We start from the raw sequence: 18,390 nt of genomic DNA, 5'->3' as shown, positions 1-18,390 counted from the left end.
GCAGGCTGCTTAGCTGACGGATACGTCCATGAAGTATAGGTTCTTCAGCAGGCTGCCTTTCAGCCTGTAGCCCAGCGGCAGCAGAAAAGCGCAGATGGGGTGCGCCAGCGGCTGAATCGGGTCGAAATCCTCGGCCTCAACAACCACCAGCCGCGGCCGGTACCGCCCAAAATCCAACGACTGCAGCACCGACAGGTCGAACTCCTCCGCATCAATAGCCAGCAGGTCGAAGCGGGCCGGAGCGTTGCGGGCGGCCAGAATGGCGGTGAGCGAATAGGGCTGCACCTGCCGGGTGCGGGATATCTGCTGCCCTTCCGCCAGATACTGCGGCACATACTGCAGGTCGGCGGTAGACAGCACGTTGTTGGCAAACTCCATGTAGCTCAGCGCCTGCGTGCTGTGCGCCACAAAAGCGCAAACCGCCTGGTCGCGGGGGCGAATCCGTTGGTATTTTCGGATCAGCTGCTCGTTGGCATCAATGCAGATGCCGCGCCAGCCGCGCCGATACAGCAGAAACGTGTTGGAAATGAACCGGGGCTCGTTGCAGCCGACCTCCACATAGTAGCCGTTGTGCGTAACCAACGGCTTCAACAGTGATTCTATGAGCCGATCTTCGCCGGTGTAGCCGTAGCTCAGCCGCACGCTGCGGCCCAGGGGTAGGCGCACGAGCCCTACCAGCACGTATTTCAGGCTCCGCAATGCCGAAACGACCGGACTGGACCAAGTAAAGAACTGCCGGAAGCTCATCCGCACTTCTTTCAGTGCCAGGCCCGATTGTGTGAAGGAAGCCCGCGAGCGGGCACTCTGATAGAGAGGATACGCCAGGTACCGTTGTGCTTGCGCACGTGCGGCAACTGCGAAAGATGGAAACATGTCAATGACAAAAAGGCGCACAACCAGCCCGCCAGGAGTACTATAAAACATCAACAATATACCACGTTATTATTAAGAATATTAGCAAAATAAGTAAATACCGGTTGAATCTGTCCCCTGTTCCCCGCTTTTACTTTCTGCCGGGTAGCAGCAGAGGCTGAATCCGGTTTTGCCTGCGTAGCTGCCAAAGAGGAATAGCATACTGGGGGTGGCTATTCTGGCAGACTGTGCTGGTCTGGCGCGAGCATGGGACGGTTCTTGTGAGCTGCCGGAAGCCTAGTTTGGGCACTCCCGCCGCATGGAAACTCCTCCCCCCGGTCCGCTCGCCGACAAAACCGATGCGGAGCTGCTCTACCTCGCACAGCACGCGGCCCGCTACCCGGCGGCCATCGGTACGGCAGCCGTGCAGGAGCTGCAGCGCAGAGGCCTGATTCCGGATGAGCTGCCAGAAGCTGCCCCGCCCCGCCCACCGGCAGTTCCTGTACCGGACACACATTGGCTGGAGCAGGGCGCGCAGGTAGTCCGGGCCATGCTCTGGCCGCGGTCAGGCTACCGCGTTACGCCCTGGCTGCTGAATGCCAATCTGGCGGTGTTCCTGCTGATGGGGTTAAGCGGAGTTAATATGCTGGCGCCAGCGGGAGCCGCTCTGGTGGCCTGGGGCTCCAACGTTTCCTCCCTGACGCCCCAGCAGCCCTGGCGGCTCCTGACCAGCATTTTTCTGCACGGCGGCCCGGCACATCTGCTCCTTAATATGAGCGCGCTGCTGCTGCTGGGCCTGATGGCTGAAGGCAAAGCGGGGCATTGGCGCTGGCTGCTGATTTATTTGCTGAGCGGCATCGGGGGCAGCCTGACCAGCCTTTGGTGGCACACGCAGGGCGTAAACTCAGTGGGAGCATCCGGCGCAATATTCGGCCTCTACGGGCTGCTGCTGGCCTTGCTGCTGACCCAACGGACCGCGCTAAGCCGGCAGGAACGCGCCGGTATGCTGGGACTGCTGCTGTATTTCGCGCTCAGCAGTCTGGTGGGCGGCCTCGAAGGCCCGGCCGGCACCGACAATGCCGCTCATATCGGGGGGCTCCTCACCGGACTTGTGGCGGGTCTGGCCTCTATTTTTGTCTGGCGTCCCAAATAACCACTCGTTTACATCCATATTCAACATAGAATAATCAAGTATTTTGCATCCCGGAAAGCAACCAGCTGCCAGCCAGCTGCATCCTTGGAAACACAACGCATTGTCTTTCACTTCTTCTTTATTCTAATGAAAACAAGCCTACGCAACCTGGCTGCCGCCTTGAGCCTGCTCACGGCAACCACCGTTTCTGCCCAGACTACCACCGTGCCCAATGGCACGCTCGATACCTGGATTACGCGCAGCACGCTGGAAGTTCCGCAGAGCTGGAGCACCATCGATGAGGCTATCAAAACGGTGCCCGTCTTTGGCGGCCTCTACACCAGCGTCACGACGGCCAAGGATGCGGGTAGCCGCACGGGGGCTTTTGCGGCGCGCATGGAAACCAAGCTCGACCCGTTTCTGGGCTCGTTGATCGGGCCGGTTCCCGGCGGTATTGTGCTGGGCAGCGTCGATGCAACGGCCATTGACATTGCGGGCAGCCGCGACGTAAGCGCGGTAGGCGGCCTGCCCTTCACCACGCGTGCGGCCAGCATGCAGTTTTACTACAAGCTCACGGGTGCCAATGCCCTGGCCGATTCGGCGTATGCGCTGGTTTCGCTGACCCGCACGGTGGGCGGCAACGTGCAGACCATTGCCTCCGGCAGCCTGCGCCTGCTGCCGGAGGCCAGCTACAGCTTGGGTACTATTCCGCTGCAATATGCGTCTTCCCTGGCCCCCGACTCTATTCATATTGCTTTCGCCTCCGGATTTTCGGTGGCCCCTACAGTCGGGACGGTGCTGGTAGTGGATGACGTGGTGATGAGTGGCACCGTGGCCGCCACCCGCAACACCCAGCTTACGGCTTCGCTTCAGGCCTACCCCAATCCCAGCGCGTCAGGACTGTTTACGCTGGCCGCCGTGGGCCACGATAATGTGCTGGCCACGGCCTCACTAACCGTACTGGACGCCCTGGGCCGCGTAGTTCTGCAGCAGCCGGCGGCCCGCACTTCCGGCCCGCGTACGCTGGACCTTCAGGCCCAGCCCGCCGGCCTCTATACGCTGCGCCTGGATACGCCTGACGGCTTTGCGGTGCAGAAACTGATGACGCAGTAACCACGGGGAGAACAGGCAGTACAAGCGCCCCGGTGGCTGGTGACAACCAGCCACCGGGGCGCTTTCTTCTTTGCGACACCCCCGAATACTGCCTCTCAATCACCCGATTATGTGATAAAAAACACATAGCACAAGCATTATATTTATAGTATTCCGGTGAACAGTTGCCGGAACACTGTTTTGCCTAAGCCCTACTGCTATGAAAAACCTGCTACTTCTCGCTGTAGTACTGTGTTTCGGTGGATGGATGGTCCGTCCTGCCGTGGCCCAAAGTGTGCCCAATGCCGGCTTCGAAACCTGGACCACGCAGGCGGGCACCGAGTACCCGGCCAGCTGGCTCACCACCGATGCCATTTATGGTGGCCAGGGCATTCCGATTTCGCTGGGAACCGTCACGAAAAGCACGGAGAGCTATGCGGGCAGCTTCGCGGCCAAAATGGAAAGCAAAACCCTGTTTGGATTGCCTTTCCCGGCATTTCTGATCCTGGGTTCGCGCTTTCTTACGTCCAGCACGTTTGGCGTTGGCGGCATTCCGTACACGAGCCGGCCGGCCACGCTGCAGTTCTGGTACAAGCTCACACTGGCCGCCAACGACTCAGCGGGCGTGTACGTGGCCCTGACCCGCGGTGGCGGCCAGGCCGCGCAGATAATCGGAGCCGGCGCCACTATTTTGCCCGCCCGCGCCGCCTACGGCCAGATTTCCGTCCCGATTTCCTATGCCCTCGGTCAGGCCCCGGACTCGCTCCGGCTGTTCTTCCTCTGTGGCACGGGAGGTGTGGCGGCCAGCTCGGCGCTGTGGATAGATGAGGTAGCCCTGACCGGCAGCGTGGCCGCAGTAGCACCGGCGGCAGTAGCCGCGGCGCTCAGCGTTTACCCAAACCCCAGCAGTAGCGGCGAATTTTTTCTGGCTTCTTTGTCGCACCCGATGCTCGCTACGGCTCCCTGCCGGGTTTATGACAGCATGGGCCGGCTTGTGTTCCAGCAGCAAGCGGCCCCGCTCAACGCGGCAAGCGGCCGGACCGTAGATTTACGTGGGCTGCGGGCCGGCGTGTATCTGTTGCACCTCAGCACGCCCGATGGCCTGCTGACGCGCAAACTCCTCATTCCGTGACCGAAGACCTGCCTTCTCCCGATTCACAACCCGAAAAACAGCCTTCGCGCTGGCGGCGTGCCACCCAGGCCATGGGCCGCGCGGCGCTACTGCCGTTCAACACGGCCGGCTACCTCTATCGGACGGGGCAGGAAAACCGGCACTTCACGCTACCGGTTCTCAACGGCGCTTTCGGCGACCAGCTGGCCGAGCGGCAGGACCGACGCGCCATCCAGATGAGTTTCCGCCGCCACAGCACCGATGTGCCAGTGGCAGCGCTCCGCCTGGAACCTGCCGCCACCGGCCCTCGCAAAGTAGTGGTGTTTCTGCACGGCCTGATGGGCGACGAGGTAATCTGGCAGGCCGGCTCGCCGGACGGGTTGCGCTACGGCCCCCGGCTGCAGCAGGACACCGGCGCCATCTGCCTCTACGTGCGCTACAACAGCGGCCTGCACATCTCCCAGAACGGCCAGCTGCTCAGCAATCTGCTCACGGAACTCCTTAGCACCTATCCCGATGCAGTTGGGCCGCTGACCCTGGTGGGCCACAGTATGGGCGGCCTCGTTATCCGAAGCGCGGGCTACTATGCTTCTCTGGAGACACAGCAGGGGTCCGTGGCCTCAGCAAGTAAGCCGGAACAAGCAGTTCCAGCGCACTGGCTGACGCATCTCCAGGATGTGTTTCTGCTGGGCGTCCCCAACGATGGGTCGTTTCTGGAACAAAACAGCCATTTCACGTCCGTGGTCCTGCGCAAAATCAATCTGCGGCCCACCCGCTTCATCAGTGGCCTGATCGACAAGCGCAGCAACGGCATCAAAGACCTGCGCCACGCCATTCTGGTGGATGAGGACTGGCAGGACCCGCACGCCGACGACCTGTTTCCGCCCCGCACGCTGGTGCCACCGCTACCTGGGGTGAGCTACCACGTGCTGGTGGGCTCGTTGCTGAAAACCGCCAATTCCGCCCTGCACGACTACTTCGGCGACGGGCTGGTGGGTGCGGGCAGCGCCCTGGGCCGCGTCTTCGGCGACCCGGGCCTGCCGCCGGAGCAACTCATCAGCACCCGCGTGTTTCCGAAGCTGCATCATGGCACACTCCTTTCCAACCCAGAAGTATACCAGTACCTGCGCGACCATATTTAGCCAGAAACTCCTAACAGGCAACGGCCATCTACCCTGGGTAGATGGCCGTTGCCTGTTAGGAGTTTCTGGCTAGTTTACTTGTACGGCATATTCTACTCCTTCACATGGGCCATTATCCAGGAGTGCATGGCCTCCAGAGCAGCGGGCGAAATGATGGGGCGGGGCTGGCCGTTCAGGAGGGGCCACTCGGTGGTGGGAGCCTGGAACAGGTGGTTGGCACCTTCAATCTTCTGGGCCGTCACGCGCGAATTGCCTTTCAGGGCCTTCACGAGGATGTCCATGTTGGTCTGGCCTTCCACCATATCGTCGGCGGTACCGTGCAGCAGCAGTATGGCGGTTTTGGTTTTGTCCAGTTCATCGCGCGGATCAAACCGAAGGTAGTAACGGTACCAGGGCGAGGTGAGGCGGGCGGTGGCCGTCAGTACGGCCTCCGGCGGCAGCGCCGGGGCATCCTGCCGCACCATGTTGGCCACAATGGCCTGCGCCTGGGCGTTGTCGGCGGTATTGGCAATGATATCAAGCATGGCACGGCGGCGCTTGCGCTGGGCATCGAGGCGCTTTTTTTCTTCTACCCGCTGCCGCATGCGCTGCTGCTCCAGATAGGTAGCTACCTGGGCAGCATTGGAGCCTGAAGCCCGCAGCTTTTCGGCTTTCTGCTGTGCTTCCGCGAGGGCCTGCTCCTGCCGCCGCGCCAGACTCAGCAGCGCCGTATCGGGTGTGCCGGCACGCAGCAGCAGCGAGGGGCGCTGCTGGGTCAGCAGCTCGTTGCCGGGCAGGCCGGCGGCGGCCAGCGTCACCACAAAGCTGGGCGGCAGCGGCTGCGCGGCAGCCAGCAGCGCCACATTACCGCCCTCCCCGTGCCCGATCAGGCCGATGTGGGCAATATCGAGCAGCGGCCGGGAGCGAAGAAACGCCAGCGCCGCCTGGGCATCCCGCACCCGGTCTTCGGTGGTCGCCTTCGTCGAGTCGCCGCCGGATTTGCCCGTTCCCCGGTCATCGAGCCGCAGCACCGCCACGCCCCGGCGGGTGAGGTAGTCGGCCAGATTGCCGAATAGGGCAAAGTCGCCGTAGAGAGCATCCCGCGTCTGGGCATCCTGGTCAGAAAGCAGCACGACGGCCGGGAAAGGCCCTTCGCCGGCTGGTACCGTGAGCGTGCCGGCCAGCCGCAGGTGGTCCGTAACGCTGGGCACCGTCACTTCCTCGACGCGGTAGGGCGGCGGAAACTTAAAGGCCTTGGGGGCGGCTGCCGCGGCAGGTGGCACAAACAGCAGCGTGAGCGGCGTAGCGTAGCCGGGTTGCTGCCAGATACCCAGCAGCTGCTGCCCATCGGGAGTGCGGCGGCCCACAAAGCGGCAGCCAGCCTGCTCCGCCTCGAAAATGAGCGTATCGCCACGGGGCGTCACGGTCATGGGTTCCCGGTTTACACGCTGCATGGGCACATCCAGCACCGCGAAACGGTTGCCGTCGGCCAGCTCCGTTATCGTAATCATGAGCGGCAGGCTGCCGCCGGGCACTGTCAGGGCACCTCTCCACTGGCCTTCCAGCGAGTAGCGGCCACCAGCCGGCGCCTGGGCACGGGCTGCCGCGCCGCTGAGCAGCAGCAACAGCCCCAACAAGCCTCTCCAGACGAAGGCAGAGTTTAACTTATTCATAGTGAAAGCAGATGGACAGAGTGCGCGGCAGCCCAGCTGAGCAGGCAGCAACGGCGGGAATCAGGCGGCAAGTACGCCCGCTACCGGGCAGCGCCACCGAACAATTGGCCGGGCAGCCGGAAACGGCCGCCAAACTCCCTGTTCTACTCGCTCAAGCTATTCGCTTATGGAAGCAACACCCGGTCGATGACGTGCACCACGCCATTGGTGCACTGCACATCCGGAATCACCATGCCGGCTGCCGTGGCGTTGCTGTTTCCTTTCACGGTCAGGATGCCATCCGTAAACGCGCCGAGCGTGAGCTGGCCGCCGCCAGCGGTGGTGACGCGGGAACTCTCGGGCAGCTCCGAGGTAAACTGGCCGCCGGGCACTACATGGTTCAGTAGCACGGCCGTGACGGTGGCCTGGGGCAGCTTGCGGATATCGGCCGGCACATCCAGCACCACGCCCAGGTCGGTACCCAGGTTTCGGAATGCCTGATCGGTGGGGGCAAATACCGTGAACTGCGGGCTGCCGGGCGAGGCCGTCAGAACGCCGGCCAGGTTGCAATACAGCACGGCCTCCACCAGAAAGCCCAACTCAGGCTTGGTGAATACCTGCGCATCCTTCAGCGCTACCGCCGACTGCACAATATCGGCGCCGGTGGCCAGCAGCACTTTATCTATCACGTGCACCGTGCCATTGGATGCTTTTACGTCGGTAGCCAGAATCTTCGAGCCGTTTACATAGGTGCTGCCATTGCGGCTGATGATCCGGCGGTTCGGGCCCAGAGCGGAAGGCGACGCCAGCCCCGCCTGCAGGTTATTCCCCGACAGTGTGCCGCCCGTGACGTGGTAGAACAGGGTGCTGGTCAGGAAGGGCTTCTGCAGGGTTAGCAGGTCGGCGGCTGAGTTGAGGCCCAACCGGCCGAATGCCGTGTTAGTTGGGGCGAATACCGTGTAGTTGCCTTCGGGGTCGTTAGGATTTTTATTGGACAGAATGTCCACCACCTCTCCCCGGATAGCCGCATCTTCCAAAATCTGGAAATCCGGATTCGCGACGGCAATGCCGGCAATGGTCGGATCAAGTTCTTCGTTTTTCTGGCAGCCCACCAAAAAAAGGGTGCTCAACGCAAGGCCGCAAAGCCAGCCGGGTAAGGATTTTTTCATGTGCAAACGGTGTGTGAGGCAGTATAAGAGCAGGTTTTCGGAACAGTTCCGGCGTAGAAACGAAAATAAATTCAATCCGGATTTACCCCGTAGTAAATCCGATGCGACTGAGTAGTTCGTAGTTAGCGCCCAGACGGATTCCCATATCCGAACACCGGCGCGCCTGGATTGTTTCTTGAACAATTTCCCGATGAGCCTGTCTACCTGTTCCCTCTACCACTGCTCCTTTATGCAACACACCTACCGTTTTCTCCTTGCCTTCTCATTGCTAAGCCTGGCTGGGTCCCAAATTGGCCGCGCCCAAAGTCTGGTAAGCGGCTTTCTGCCGGGCAAAGGCCACGGCTCCTTTGTAGTGTCCGGTACCGCAGAACGCTACCAAAGCGTGTATCTGGCTCCGGAAAAAATTGACCGGGTTCCTATTTTCGACCGGGTAGAAGTTACTTCTCTTAACCTGTATGGCAGCTACGGCCTCACCGACAGGCTGGAAGCCGTTGTCAGCCTGCCCTATATTCAGTCGCGGGGTTTCGCCGACGAGCAGGTGTTGCGCGACCAGAACTACGTGAATAAACGTGCTGGCCTGCAGGACATTACCCTGCTGCTGAAAGCGAAAATCTTCTCCAAGGAAATCGGGACCAACGTGCTGGACGTGCTGGGCGTAGTGAGCGGTAGCACCCCCATCAGCGACTACAAATCGAACACGGGCCTAGGCTACATTATTGCTATCGGCAACGGCTCCAGCAAGCTCTCCGGCCAGGGAGTCGTGCACCTGAAAACGCTGTCCGGCGTGTTTCTAACCGGCCAGGCCGGCTACAGCCTCCGCGACAACAGCGCCCCCAATGCCTTTGTGGCCGAAACCAAAATCGGCTATGCCGGCCCCCGGCTCTACGTTGATGCGCTGGCCTCCTTCCAGAAGTCAGACAAAAGCGGCACCGACATTCTGCAGCCCGGCTTCACCGGTTTCTTTCCCGCCACCCGCGTCGACTATGTGCGTCTGGGCGTCAGCGCGTTCCGGCCGCTGGCCAAGGGGTTTGGCCTGACGGTGGGCGCCACTACGTATGTAGCAGGCCGCAACCTGGGCAAATCCACAGGTCTGTCGGGCGGGGTGGCCTACAACTTCTAAGTCGCCGCCTCAGACGGCACGAAAAAGCCCGACAGCGCAATGCTGCCGGGCTTTTTCACAATATATCTAGCACCACGTATCAGCCCACTACCAGTTCCGTAAACGTGGCACTGATGTCGACGGCTGGAAGCGTCAGGCCGGTTTCGAGCGTAACCTCCAGGGCTTCGGCGGGCTGGCCGTCGGTGCTGTAGGCCGTGGCCGCGAAGGGCAGGCCGTGCAGCACCACGCGGTAGCGCTGGAAGGTGGGCTCGTAGTCGCCTTCGGTGGTCTGCTGCAGCAACAGGCCCTTTTCGGTGCCCGTCACGGTGAAGCGGCGGGTCGTTTGCTGGCCGCTCTGGTAGCCGTAGCCTTCGCCGCCATCGTCGTAGAGCACGCTGCTTTCCTGGCCGGCTTTGTAGTACACGTGCAGCGTCACTTCGTCAATCACCTTCTCTCCCACATACTGCTGCACCGGATACATCGGGATAACCGCTCCGGCCCGCACGAACAGCGGAATCCGGTCGAGGCCGGCGGCGGCCCACACTTCGGCGGCACCCGAGCGGGGCTCATCGGTCCAGTAGTAGAACCAGTCGCCGCGGGGCAGGTACATCCAGCGGCCATCGGCGCCGGCCTGCGTGATGGGGCACACCAGCAGATGGTCGCCGAGCCCGAACTCGGCCATGCGCAGGTAGGTTTCCGTGTCGGTCTGGTCGAGGAAGGTGAGTGGGCGCAGCATGGGCGTGCCATGCGTGGTGTACTGCCAGAACGTGGTGTACATGTAGGGCAGCAGCTGGTAGCGCAGCTCAATGAAGCGCTTGGCCAGCTCGGCAGCGGGCTCGCCAAAGCTCCAGGGCTCCTGGTCGCCATGGTCGCCGGAAGAGTGCGTGCGGAAGAACGGATGGAACGCGCCCAAGGCTACCCAGCGCACGTACAGCTCGGCATCGGGCGTATCGATAAAGCCGCCGATATCGGAGCCCACAAAGCTGAAACCCGAGATGCTCAGGCGCTGGCACTGAATGTTGGCCAGCCACAGGTGCTCCCAAGAGGCAATGTTGTCGCCGGTCCAGGCGGAGGAGTAGCGCTGGCCACCGGCGTAGGTGCTGCGCGTGATGGTGAAGGGCCGGTTGGGGTAGGCAAAGCGCTTCACGCCCTCGTTGGTAGCGCGCGCCATCTGCATACCGTAGATGTTGTGGGCCTTGCGGTGCGAGGTCGGGTGGCCATCATAGCCGAAGCGCACATCATCCGGGAACGTGCCTTTCTCGAACACTGCCGGCTCGTTCATGTCGTTCCAGACGCCCTTCACGCCAATGTCCTCAATCAGTTCCTTAAACAGACCGGCCCACCAGTCGCGCACGTCGGGGCGGGTGTAGTCGGGGAAGTTGCAGAGGCCGGGCCACACCGAGCCCTTCATCAGGGGTCCGTCGCCGCGGCGGCAGAAATAGTCCTTCTCCAGCCCTTCGGTGAAGACGCTGTAATTGGGGTCTATCTTGATGCCAGGGTCGATGATGACGATGGTTTTGAAGCCATCCTGGGCCAGCTCCTGCACCATGCGCTTGGGCTCCGGAAAGTGCGTGGGACTCCAGGTAAAGCAGCGGTAGCCGTCCATGTAGTCGATGTCGAGGTACAGGGCGTCGCAGGGAATCTGCCGGTCGCGGAAGCCTTTGGCTATTTCCTTAACGTTGCTTTCGGGGAAGTAGCTCCACTTGCACTGGTGGTAGCCCAGCGCCCACAGGGGCGGCAGCTCGGGGGGGCTCGTGAGGCGCGTGTATTCCTGCGTGACTTCCAGCAACGAAGGCCCGTAGATGAAGTAGTAGTTCATCTCGCCGCCCTGCGCCCAGAAGCTGGTGACGTCGGCCCGCTCAGCCGCAAAGTCGAAGGAAGCCTTGAAGGTGTTGTCGAAGAACACGCCGTGGGCAATGCGCTGCTGAAGCTCCAGATAGAACGGAATGTTCTTGTAGAGCGGGTCGGTGCCCTTCACGTAGCCGTAGGTATCGGAGCCCCAGTTGGTGAAGCGCTTGCCCCGCAGGTTCATGTTGTCGGGCTTGTCGCCGAGGCCGTAGTAGCATACGCCGCCCTGCACGCCCTTGCTCATCTTCACGATGTCGTTGCCGGAATCGTAGTCGTACTCCCAATGGAAGCCCTTTTCGTCCTGTAGCAGCGTGTTGCCGGACCGGTCGAGCACCCGGGTTTTCAGGCCGTCTTTGCTGACGGTACAGATCAGGCGGTCGGTGGTGATGCGGTAGTGGTCGGGCCGCTCCCGGAACTCCAGAAACTCCGGCGCGGTGCGGGCCGGCACGCCACCAGGGAAGGCATAGCTGAAATCGGGACCAAACCCGGTTTCGGTGGCATAGCGGAAGCGCAGCACTTTGTCGGTGATGACCTCCACGCGCAGCTGAGCGCCGTTGTCGCACAGAAAAACGAAATCGTGGCCTTCCTGCTGGCCGGCCACTATCTTACCGGGGAAGAACTCCTGCCTCGCTTTCGCGGCCAGGTCGTTCACCATATAGTTGTTTTCCTGAATAGTAGCGTCGTTCATGGAGGGCGTCGGTGTGGGCCAAACGAGGCGAACAAAAAAAAGTCCGGCGGGGCCGGAAAAAGCCTGCGTTAAGCCTGCGAAGGTAAAAACGAATCCCGCGAATTTTGCCTAACATTGACCATAGATTAGCCAAAACCGCCTCCAGGCATGTAATAATGCGGTTTTATTACTGTTCTGCTTTTCCCCTCTGCTTATGACTATTGCTCCGCTTAAGGTGCTGCTGCTAAGCTGGGACGCCCCGGCGCCTTCCTCGGAGGCATCTGCTGTTCCAGTCACTTCGCCTGCCCTAGTGGCGGCGCTGGCCCCCCACGCCGACCTCACGCTGCTGCTGCCGCACCTCTCGGAGCCCATGCAACTGTCTGCGCTGATCCGTGCCACCGGCCTCGGCGACCTGACGGCCGCTGACCTGGCGCTGACTGGTACTGAGCGAAACGCGCTGCGCCTAGAAACCTGGCAGTCGCCGGTGGCGCCGTATCTGGGTGCTTCGGTACCGGGCGGCGCGGGGGACACTTTCGGCGCGGCTCCGGCCGCACCGTACGCGGGCAGCTCTGCTCCAGTGCCGCAATACCATTCGGAAACAACGCCAATAGAAGCAACCACACAGGAAAAGCCCGCCACTGGGGAACCCAGCCTGCTGCAAAACCCCGACGAGTTTGCGGCTGAGGCAGCGGAACCTGCGGCGCAGGAAGCGCAGGACCTGAGCCAGCCAGCCGACGACTTACAGCCCGACGATGTTCTGGAAGTAGCTCCGGCCGAACCAGCTGCATCGGCACCGACTGACGGCTTTCCGGTGCCGGCCATCCGGCAATCGGTGCTGGACGTGGCCCTGACGGCCTTGCGGACGGAACCCACCGACGAAGCCGGGCTAAACTTCAAAGTCATTCAGTATGCGCGCTTCGCCACGCGGCTGGCGGCCAGTCAGGATTTCGCCGTTATTTATGCCTCCGACTGGCAGTCGTGGCTGGCAGGGATGGAAATCCGGCAGCTGACAGGCAAGCCGCTGGTGCTGCATGTGCACAGCCTAGCCCAAGACCGCACCGCCGCCGACCGGGGCTGGATTGTAGAACTGGAACGCATGGCCCTGCGCCGCGCCGACCTGGTGCTAACGTCTTCTTCCAGCCTAGCCATGCGGGTACTGGAGCTGCACGAGCTACCACCCCAACGCGTGCGGCGGCTTTCCTCCTCTGATGCCCAAAATCCTGACCGTCTGGCCGAGGCGATTCTGGTTGCTTTGCGGGAGGTAGCACCCGGATTAGCCTGAGCAAATGAAGTCCGAACAGTTTACGTTTGACTCCAAATTGCAGGCACATGGGCGAGGCGGGTGCTTCTGCCTGGTTCCCGCAGCCATTACGGCGGCGCTAGGCACTCGTGCGCAACTACGGGTGCAGGGCACTCTGAATGGCTACGCTTTTGCCTCCAGCATGGCTCCTATGGGCGGTGGGCAACACGCTCTACTCGTGCATAAAGCCACGCGCGAAACGCTGAGGCTGATACCTGGTGATGCGGTGCACATCGTTTTTGCGCGAGACACCACCGAGCGAGTTGTAGAAGTTCCGCATGACTTGGCAGTGGCCTTGGTGGGCACTCCCGCCGCAGAGGCTACCTTTGCAGCCCTGGCTTATACGCACCGCAAGGAATATGCAACCTGGGTTGCGGAAGCCAAGCGCCCCGAAACCCGCGCCCGCCGGGTAGCAAAAGCCGTAGAAATGCTACTGGCCGGCCACAAAATCAGCTGAGGCTTCCACTACCGGAGCGGCCCGGCCTTTACCCTTTTTCGTATGTCTGATTCTCAGGAACAGGTTTTTGACGCTGACCTAGAGCTGCATCCCTCCGATGGCGGCGTATTTCTTTTCGTGCCTTTCAGCGTGCCAGAAGTATTTGGCCAGCGCGGCCAAGTACATGTGCGCGGCACGCTTGATGGGTTTCCCTTCCGCCTTCCGCTTACGCTCGATGAAGATGGCCACCACATTCTGGCCGTGAACAAGCAGCTGCGCAACACCATCGGCAAGACCTGGGGCATGCCCGTGCATGTAACCATGATGCCCGATACCGACGAGCCCGGCTTCACGCTCCCGGAGGACCTAGCCCGCGCCCTTGACCGGACCGGACTGCGCGCCAAATTCGACCACCTAGCCTACCCCCACCGCCGCGAGTACGTGCAGTGGGTGGAACGCGCCAAAAAGCCGGAGGCCCGCCAGCGCCGCATCAACGACGTGCTGGATGGTGCTCAGGCAGGTCACAAGCTGAAGTAGAAAAGACAAAACGCTAAGAAAGAGCCCGTCAGCGCGCATAAAGCGCAGGCTAACGGGCTCTTTCTTAGCGTTTCTGACGGCCGGGTGTTATCCGATACGCATCAGAACCAGCGCCGTGCGGCTCGTGACGTATAGACTCAGCTTGTCGATGCCTTCTTCCACAAACGTTTCATAGGTCAGGGACGTGTCTACGCGGTTGTGGCCCCCAAACTCGGGCGCATCGGTGCTGAGCAGAATGCGGTAGCGGCCAGAGTGCGGCACGAAAAAGTGGTAGTTGGGAATGCTGTGGCTGACGTGGAAGTTGAACACGAACAGCAGCGGGCCCCGCTCAAATACCAGCACCTGATTATCAGCATCAATATTGAGCTGATGCGCGGCGGGATGCGCCAGTAGATGCTGCTTGCGGGCCAGGTGCAGCTGCGCGTGGTCGAAGGCAGCCAGTTGCTGAAACTTCAGGTCGGGGTTGTCGGCGAGGCTCCACTGGCGGCGGGCGAAATGGTAGCTCCACCCGTTGCCCTCCCGTGGAAAATCCACCCACTCCGGGTGCCCGAACTCGTTGCCGATAAAGTTCAGATACGCCTCGCCGCCCAGGCTCAGGGTCAGGAGCCGAATCATTTTGTGCAGCGCGATACCCCGGTCGGTAATGGCATCGGGGTCGTTGCGGTGCATGTGTTCATAAATGGCTTTGTCGAGCAGCCAGTGGGCAAGGGTTTTGTCGCCTACCAGCGCCTGGTCGTGGCTTTCGGCATAGGCCACGGTATTCTCGCCTACCCGGCGGTTAGTGAGCGTGTGCCACAGCTCGTGCAGATTCCAGTTTTCGTCGCGCGTGTGCTTGAGCAGCTTAATCCAGTAGTCGGGAATGCCCATGCCCAGCCGGTAATCGAAGCCGATACCGCCCTCCCGAATCGGGCGGCACAGGCCCGGCAGGCCGCTCATATCTTCCGCAATTACCAGGGCACCTTTCTTCAGCTCATGCACCAGCATGGTGGCCAGCTGCAGATACAGAATGGCGGCATCATCGGCCTCGGGGCCAAAATACTGGTCGTAGGAGCTGAACGCCACTCCCTCGCCATGATGATGGTAGAGCATGCTCGTGACGCCATCAAAGCGGAACCCATCGAAGTGAAACTCCTCCAGCCAGTAGCGCAGGTTGCTGAGCAAAAAGCGCTGCACCTCGGGCTTGCCGTAGTCGAAGAGCTTGGAATCCCAGCCCGGGTGGTTGCCACGGGGCCCCGCGTGGAAGTACTGGTGGCCGGAACCATCAAAGTCTGCCAGTCCTTCGGCTTCGTTCTTGACGGCGTGCGAGTGCACCACATCGAGGAGCACGGCCAGCCCGCGTAGGTGGGCTTCGTTCACCAGATATTTCAGGTCTTCGGGCGTGCCAAAGCGCGAGCTGACGGCAAAGAAATTGGCCACGTGGTAACCAAACGAGCCGTAATACGGGTGCTCCATCACGGCCATCAGCTGCACGCAGTTGTAGCCACCAGCCTGGATGCGGGGCAAAATCTGGTCGGCAAACTCGCGGTAGGAGCCGACGCGGCCTTCCTCGGTAGCCATGCCTACGTGCGCCTCATAAATCAGTGGCTCCTTCACGTAGTTGTGCATCCGGAACTTCTGGTCAGTCCAGACGAACGGCGTTTCGGGGCGCCACACCTGACCGGCAAAATCGTGGGTCTGTTCGTCCTGGATAGCGCGGCGCAGCGTGGCCGGCAGCCGGTCCTTGGCTCCGTGCTGGGTGCGCACATGCACTTTGTAGCGGCTGCCGTGCGTGAGGCGCTGCCCATACTCCCTGTCGGACAGAAACACTTCCCACACTCCATCGTGCCGGCGCTGCAGCGGCGTAGCATGCCGGTCCCAGCCGTTGAAGTCGCCCACGAGGTACAGGCCTTCGGCGGCGGGTGCCCACTCGCGGTACCAGAAGCCGCGGCGGCGGGCGTCGTAGTTGAGGCCCAGATACTGATGGGCAGTGGCAAACTTGAGCAGTGAGCCATGCTGCGCCTCAATTTCGGCGAGCCGCTCTTCCAGCCGCATCAGCCGGCGGCGAAGCACGGGTTCGTAGGGCGTCAGCCAGGGGTCTTGCTGCACTAAAGGCAAATGAGGCGTTTTCAGAGCAGGAATGAGCTTTTCAGGAGGCATAGCGCGGGCGTTGTTTTCAGGCTAAAACTACAGATGTAACGCGAAGTAGCGTGGCAAGGGTAGGCAGATGTTGTATTACCTTGCCAGTTATGAGAAGTTATTTTTATTCGTTGGCGCTGGTTTCACTGGTTGCCTGCACCGCCACTCCGCCCCCATCAACCCCTGCAGGCACGAGCCTGGCAGCACCCATACCCGCGGCCACGCCCCTCGTGACGGAGAAGGCCATGGTGGTAGCCGCGCACCCTGAAGCTACGCGGGTAGGCGTTGAAATCCTGCGAAAAGGAGGCAACGCCTACGATGCGGCCGTAGCGGTGCAGTTTGCGCTGGCCGTGGTGCTGCCGGCGGCCGGCAACATCGGCGGCGGCGGCTTCGTGCTCTACCGCGGCGCCGATGGCTCGGAAGGCGCGCTGGATTTCCGCGAAACTGCCCCGGCCGCCGCCACCCGCGACATGTACCTGAATGCGCAGGGTAACATTATTCCGAACCTGAGCACGCTGGGCCACCGCGCCGCCGGCGTGCCGGGCACTGTAGCGGGCATGGTGGAGCTGCACCGCAAGCTGGGCAAGCTGCCATGGCGTGAAGTGGTGCAGCCGGCCGTGGAGCTGGCCGCTAACGGCGTGAAGCTGACGGAAAAGGAAGCAGCTGGCCTGAACAGCCAGCGGGATGCCTTTGCCAAAGTCAATCCTTACAACGCGTACCTCAAACCGGCCATCTGGAAGGCCGGCGACGTGATGCAGCTACCGGAGCTGGCTGCCACTCTCGGCCGGGTCCGGGACCTTGGCCGCACCGGCTTCTACGAGGGGCAGACCGCCGACTTTATCCTGACGGAGATGCAGCGCGGCCGGGGCCTCATCAGCAGAGCCGACCTGAAAAGCTACCAGCCCAAATGGCGCACGCCGCTGCACGGCAGCTACCGCGGCCACGACGTACTGGCTTTTCCGCCGCCCAGCTCCGGCGGCGTGGCGCTGCTCCAAATGCTGCAGATGCTGGAGCCCTACGACCTGCGCAAGGCCGGCTGGCACTCGCCGCAGGCCGTGCACTGGATTACGGAAGCCCAGCGCCGCGTGTATGCCGACCGTGCCACCTACCTCGGCGACCCGGACTTCGGACAAGTACCCGTGGCGCGGCTCCTCGACAACAAGTACAATCAGCAGCGGATGACGTCTACCCTGCCCTACCGCGCCACAGCCAGCGCCCAGGTAACATCCGGCGCGGGCCTGCCAACCTACGAGTCGGACCAGACCACGCACTACAACATCGTGGATGCGGCCGGCAACGCCGTGAGCTGCACCACCACGCTTAATGGCGCCTACGGCAGCAAGGTGGTGGTAGCCGGAGCAGGCTTCATTCTCAACAACGAAATGGACGACTTCAGCAGCAAGCCCGGTACACCCAATGCCTATGGGCTGGTGGGCGGCACGGCCAATGCCATTGCGCCCGGCAAGCGCATGCTCTCCTCGATGACGCCCACCATCTTCACCAAACATGGCAAGCTGGTGCTGGTAGTCGGCACACCGGGCGGCTCCACCATCATCACGAGCGTGCTGCAGGCCAGCCTCAATATCCTCGACTATGGAATGAACGCCCAACAGGCCGTGGCGGCCCCGCGCCTGCACCACCAGTGGCTTCCCGACCAGATTGATGTGGAGGCTGGCGCCTTGCTACCGGCCGCCGAAGACACCCTGCGGGCCCGTGGCTACGTGCTGAAACCGCGCAGCCCCTGGGGCCGGATAGAGGTAATTCGGGTGCTGCCCGACGGCAGGCTGGAAGGCGGCGCCGACCCACGCGGCGACGACACCGCTGGTGGGTATTAGTAAAGCGGCGGGAGCGGGGCGGTAAACCGGGGCGACAGTTGCTGTTCCTTTCCGGCTCACTACCCCGCTCCCGCCGATTTGCTATGACATTTTCAGGTTGCCGGCGGCTGTAATCAGGGTCTGGCCGAGGTGGCGCAGCTGGTCGCCGGTGCCGTCGTGGAGGTTGCGGGCCGTGAGGGACGTATGCTCGCCAAGGCGCTGCAGGGAGGCCGCAATATTGGCGCGGTCGTCGTTTTCCACGAAGTTGCGCAGCTCACGCAGCTCATTCTGAATACCGGTCAGGGCCGAGCCGCCCAGGCCATCCAGCGCCTGAATCCAGTTATCAATCGACGCAATTCCAGCATCAGCCGGGTGCTTTTCGGGATGATTGAAGGCGTCGTAAATACCTTGAATGGTGTCTTCGATGCGGGCTGCGTGGTTCATA

At 61.8% G+C, this 18,390-nt stretch carries 15 protein-coding genes; 9 read left to right on the top strand and 6 right to left on the bottom strand.

Annotated elements, in window-relative coordinates:
* Positions 1–9 precede the first annotated feature (9 nt).
* Positions 10–873 (bottom strand): FkbM family methyltransferase, encoded by an 864-nt coding sequence (locus tag IC231_RS07710; RefSeq protein WP_190783898.1) that lies wholly within the window; start codon positions 871–873, stop codon positions 10–12.
* Positions 874–1,171: 298 nt separating this feature from the next.
* On the opposite strand from IC231_RS07710, the gene IC231_RS07705 reads away from it, so the two are divergent.
* The 4 genes from IC231_RS07705 to IC231_RS07690 all read left to right on the top strand — a co-directional run bounded on the left by IC231_RS07705 (position 1,172) and on the right by IC231_RS07690 (position 5,329).
* Positions 1,172–2,005 carry a rhomboid family intramembrane serine protease gene (locus IC231_RS07705; protein WP_190783897.1) on the top strand — a complete coding sequence of 278 codons (834 nt, stop codon included), beginning with the start codon at positions 1,172–1,174 and terminating at the stop codon, positions 2,003–2,005.
* A 126-nt stretch (positions 2,006–2,131) separates the two neighbouring features.
* Positions 2,132–3,097: a T9SS type A sorting domain-containing protein gene (locus IC231_RS07700; RefSeq protein ID WP_190783896.1), complete on the top strand. Its 966-nt coding sequence runs from the start codon at positions 2,132–2,134 to the stop codon at positions 3,095–3,097.
* A 199-nt stretch (positions 3,098–3,296) separates the two neighbouring features.
* Positions 3,297–4,208, top strand: a complete 912-nt coding sequence (locus IC231_RS07695) for a T9SS type A sorting domain-containing protein (protein ID WP_190783895.1) — start codon at positions 3,297–3,299, stop codon at positions 4,206–4,208.
* Positions 4,205–5,329, top strand: a complete 1,125-nt coding sequence (locus IC231_RS07690; RefSeq protein ID WP_190783894.1) for an esterase/lipase family protein — start codon at positions 4,205–4,207, stop codon at positions 5,327–5,329. Before IC231_RS07695 ends, IC231_RS07690 begins: the two co-directional genes overlap by 4 nt.
* A gap of 92 nt (positions 5,330–5,421) precedes the next feature.
* Here IC231_RS07690 and IC231_RS07685 read toward each other — a convergent pair whose 3' ends face one another.
* Both IC231_RS07685 and IC231_RS07680 read right to left on the bottom strand, forming a co-directional pair.
* Positions 5,422–6,981, bottom strand: a complete 1,560-nt coding sequence (locus tag IC231_RS07685) for an alpha/beta hydrolase family protein (RefSeq protein WP_190783893.1) — start codon at positions 6,979–6,981, stop codon at positions 5,422–5,424.
* Positions 6,982–7,145: 164 nt separating this feature from the next.
* Positions 7,146–8,129, bottom strand: a complete 984-nt coding sequence (locus tag IC231_RS07680) for a fasciclin domain-containing protein (protein WP_190783892.1) — start codon at positions 8,127–8,129, stop codon at positions 7,146–7,148.
* Positions 8,130–8,358: 229 nt separating this feature from the next.
* Between IC231_RS07680 and IC231_RS07675 the strand changes: the two genes are divergently transcribed.
* Positions 8,359–9,249, top strand: coding sequence for a hypothetical protein (locus IC231_RS07675; RefSeq protein ID WP_190783891.1), 891 nt, complete (start codon positions 8,359–8,361; stop codon positions 9,247–9,249).
* 79 nt (positions 9,250–9,328) lie between these two features.
* Here the strand turns inward: IC231_RS07675 and IC231_RS07670 are convergent, their stop codons facing one another.
* Entirely contained in the window at positions 9,329–11,764 is a 2,436-nt protein-coding gene (locus tag IC231_RS07670) for a glycoside hydrolase family 31 protein (RefSeq protein ID WP_211538935.1), read from the bottom strand.
* A 193-nt stretch (positions 11,765–11,957) separates the two neighbouring features.
* Between IC231_RS07670 and IC231_RS07665 the strand changes: the two genes are divergently transcribed.
* The 3 genes from IC231_RS07665 to IC231_RS07655 are packed head-to-tail and all read left to right on the top strand — an operon-like array spanning position 11,958 to position 14,016.
* On the top strand, positions 11,958–13,025 hold the full coding sequence (locus IC231_RS07665; RefSeq protein WP_190783890.1) for a glycosyltransferase family 4 protein: 1,068 nt from the start codon (positions 11,958–11,960) through the stop codon (positions 13,023–13,025).
* Between the two features lie 4 nt (positions 13,026–13,029).
* Positions 13,030–13,500: a YdeI/OmpD-associated family protein gene (locus IC231_RS07660; protein WP_211538933.1), complete on the top strand. Its 471-nt coding sequence runs from the start codon at positions 13,030–13,032 to the stop codon at positions 13,498–13,500.
* A 42-nt stretch (positions 13,501–13,542) separates the two neighbouring features.
* Positions 13,543–14,016, top strand: coding sequence for a YdeI/OmpD-associated family protein (locus IC231_RS07655; RefSeq protein WP_185889233.1), 474 nt, complete (start codon positions 13,543–13,545; stop codon positions 14,014–14,016).
* A gap of 87 nt (positions 14,017–14,103) precedes the next feature.
* On the opposite strand, the gene IC231_RS07650 is transcribed toward IC231_RS07655, so the two are convergent.
* Positions 14,104–16,152, bottom strand: a complete 2,049-nt coding sequence (locus tag IC231_RS07650; protein WP_190783889.1) for an alpha amylase C-terminal domain-containing protein — start codon at positions 16,150–16,152, stop codon at positions 14,104–14,106.
* Between the two features lie 89 nt (positions 16,153–16,241).
* Here IC231_RS07650 and ggt point away from each other — a divergent pair, with 89 nt between their 5' ends.
* Complete coding sequence (ggt, locus tag IC231_RS07645) at positions 16,242–17,966, top strand: gamma-glutamyltransferase (protein ID WP_190783888.1); 1,725 nt, start codon at positions 16,242–16,244, stop codon at positions 17,964–17,966.
* An 81-nt stretch (positions 17,967–18,047) separates the two neighbouring features.
* Here the strand turns inward: ggt and IC231_RS07640 are convergent, their stop codons facing one another.
* On the bottom strand, positions 18,048–18,389 hold the full coding sequence (locus IC231_RS07640) for a hypothetical protein (RefSeq protein ID WP_185889230.1): 342 nt from the start codon (positions 18,387–18,389) through the stop codon (positions 18,048–18,050).
* Position 18,390 lies beyond the last annotated feature (1 nt).

This window comes from Hymenobacter duratus (genome assembly GCF_014698995.1).
Classification (GTDB): Bacteria; Bacteroidota; Bacteroidia; order Cytophagales; family Hymenobacteraceae; genus Hymenobacter; species Hymenobacter duratus.
This window is presented reverse-complemented; position numbering and strand designations above follow the sequence as displayed.

What these genes read in the sequence shown, in the direction of transcription:
- IC231_RS07710 (WP_190783898.1), bottom strand. Translation starts at nt 873, where the DNA reads ATGTTTCCATCTTTCGCAGTTGCCGCACGTGCGCAAGCACAACGGTAC.
- IC231_RS07705 (WP_190783897.1), top strand. Translation starts at nt 1,172, where the DNA reads ATGGAAACTCCTCCCCCCGGTCCGCTCGCCGACAAAACCGATGCGGAG.
- IC231_RS07700 (WP_190783896.1), top strand. Translation starts at nt 2,132, where the DNA reads ATGAAAACAAGCCTACGCAACCTGGCTGCCGCCTTGAGCCTGCTCACG.
- IC231_RS07695 (WP_190783895.1), top strand. Translation starts at nt 3,297, where the DNA reads ATGAAAAACCTGCTACTTCTCGCTGTAGTACTGTGTTTCGGTGGATGG.
- IC231_RS07685 (WP_190783893.1), bottom strand. Translation starts at nt 6,981, where the DNA reads ATGAATAAGTTAAACTCTGCCTTCGTCTGGAGAGGCTTGTTGGGGCTG.
- IC231_RS07680 (WP_190783892.1), bottom strand. Translation starts at nt 8,129, where the DNA reads ATGAAAAAATCCTTACCCGGCTGGCTTTGCGGCCTTGCGTTGAGCACC.
- IC231_RS07675 (WP_190783891.1), top strand. Translation starts at nt 8,359, where the DNA reads ATGCAACACACCTACCGTTTTCTCCTTGCCTTCTCATTGCTAAGCCTG.
- IC231_RS07670 (WP_211538935.1), bottom strand. Translation starts at nt 11,764, where the DNA reads ATGAACGACGCTACTATTCAGGAAAACAACTATATGGTGAACGACCTG.
- IC231_RS07665 (WP_190783890.1), top strand. Translation starts at nt 11,958, where the DNA reads ATGACTATTGCTCCGCTTAAGGTGCTGCTGCTAAGCTGGGACGCCCCG.
- IC231_RS07660 (WP_211538933.1), top strand. Translation starts at nt 13,030, where the DNA reads ATGAAGTCCGAACAGTTTACGTTTGACTCCAAATTGCAGGCACATGGG.
- IC231_RS07655 (WP_185889233.1), top strand. Translation starts at nt 13,543, where the DNA reads ATGTCTGATTCTCAGGAACAGGTTTTTGACGCTGACCTAGAGCTGCAT.
- IC231_RS07650 (WP_190783889.1), bottom strand. Translation starts at nt 16,152, where the DNA reads ATGCCTCCTGAAAAGCTCATTCCTGCTCTGAAAACGCCTCATTTGCCT.
- ggt (WP_190783888.1), top strand. Translation starts at nt 16,242, where the DNA reads ATGAGAAGTTATTTTTATTCGTTGGCGCTGGTTTCACTGGTTGCCTGC.
- IC231_RS07640 (WP_185889230.1), bottom strand. Translation starts at nt 18,389, where the DNA reads ATGAACCACGCAGCCCGCATCGAAGACACCATTCAAGGTATTTACGAC.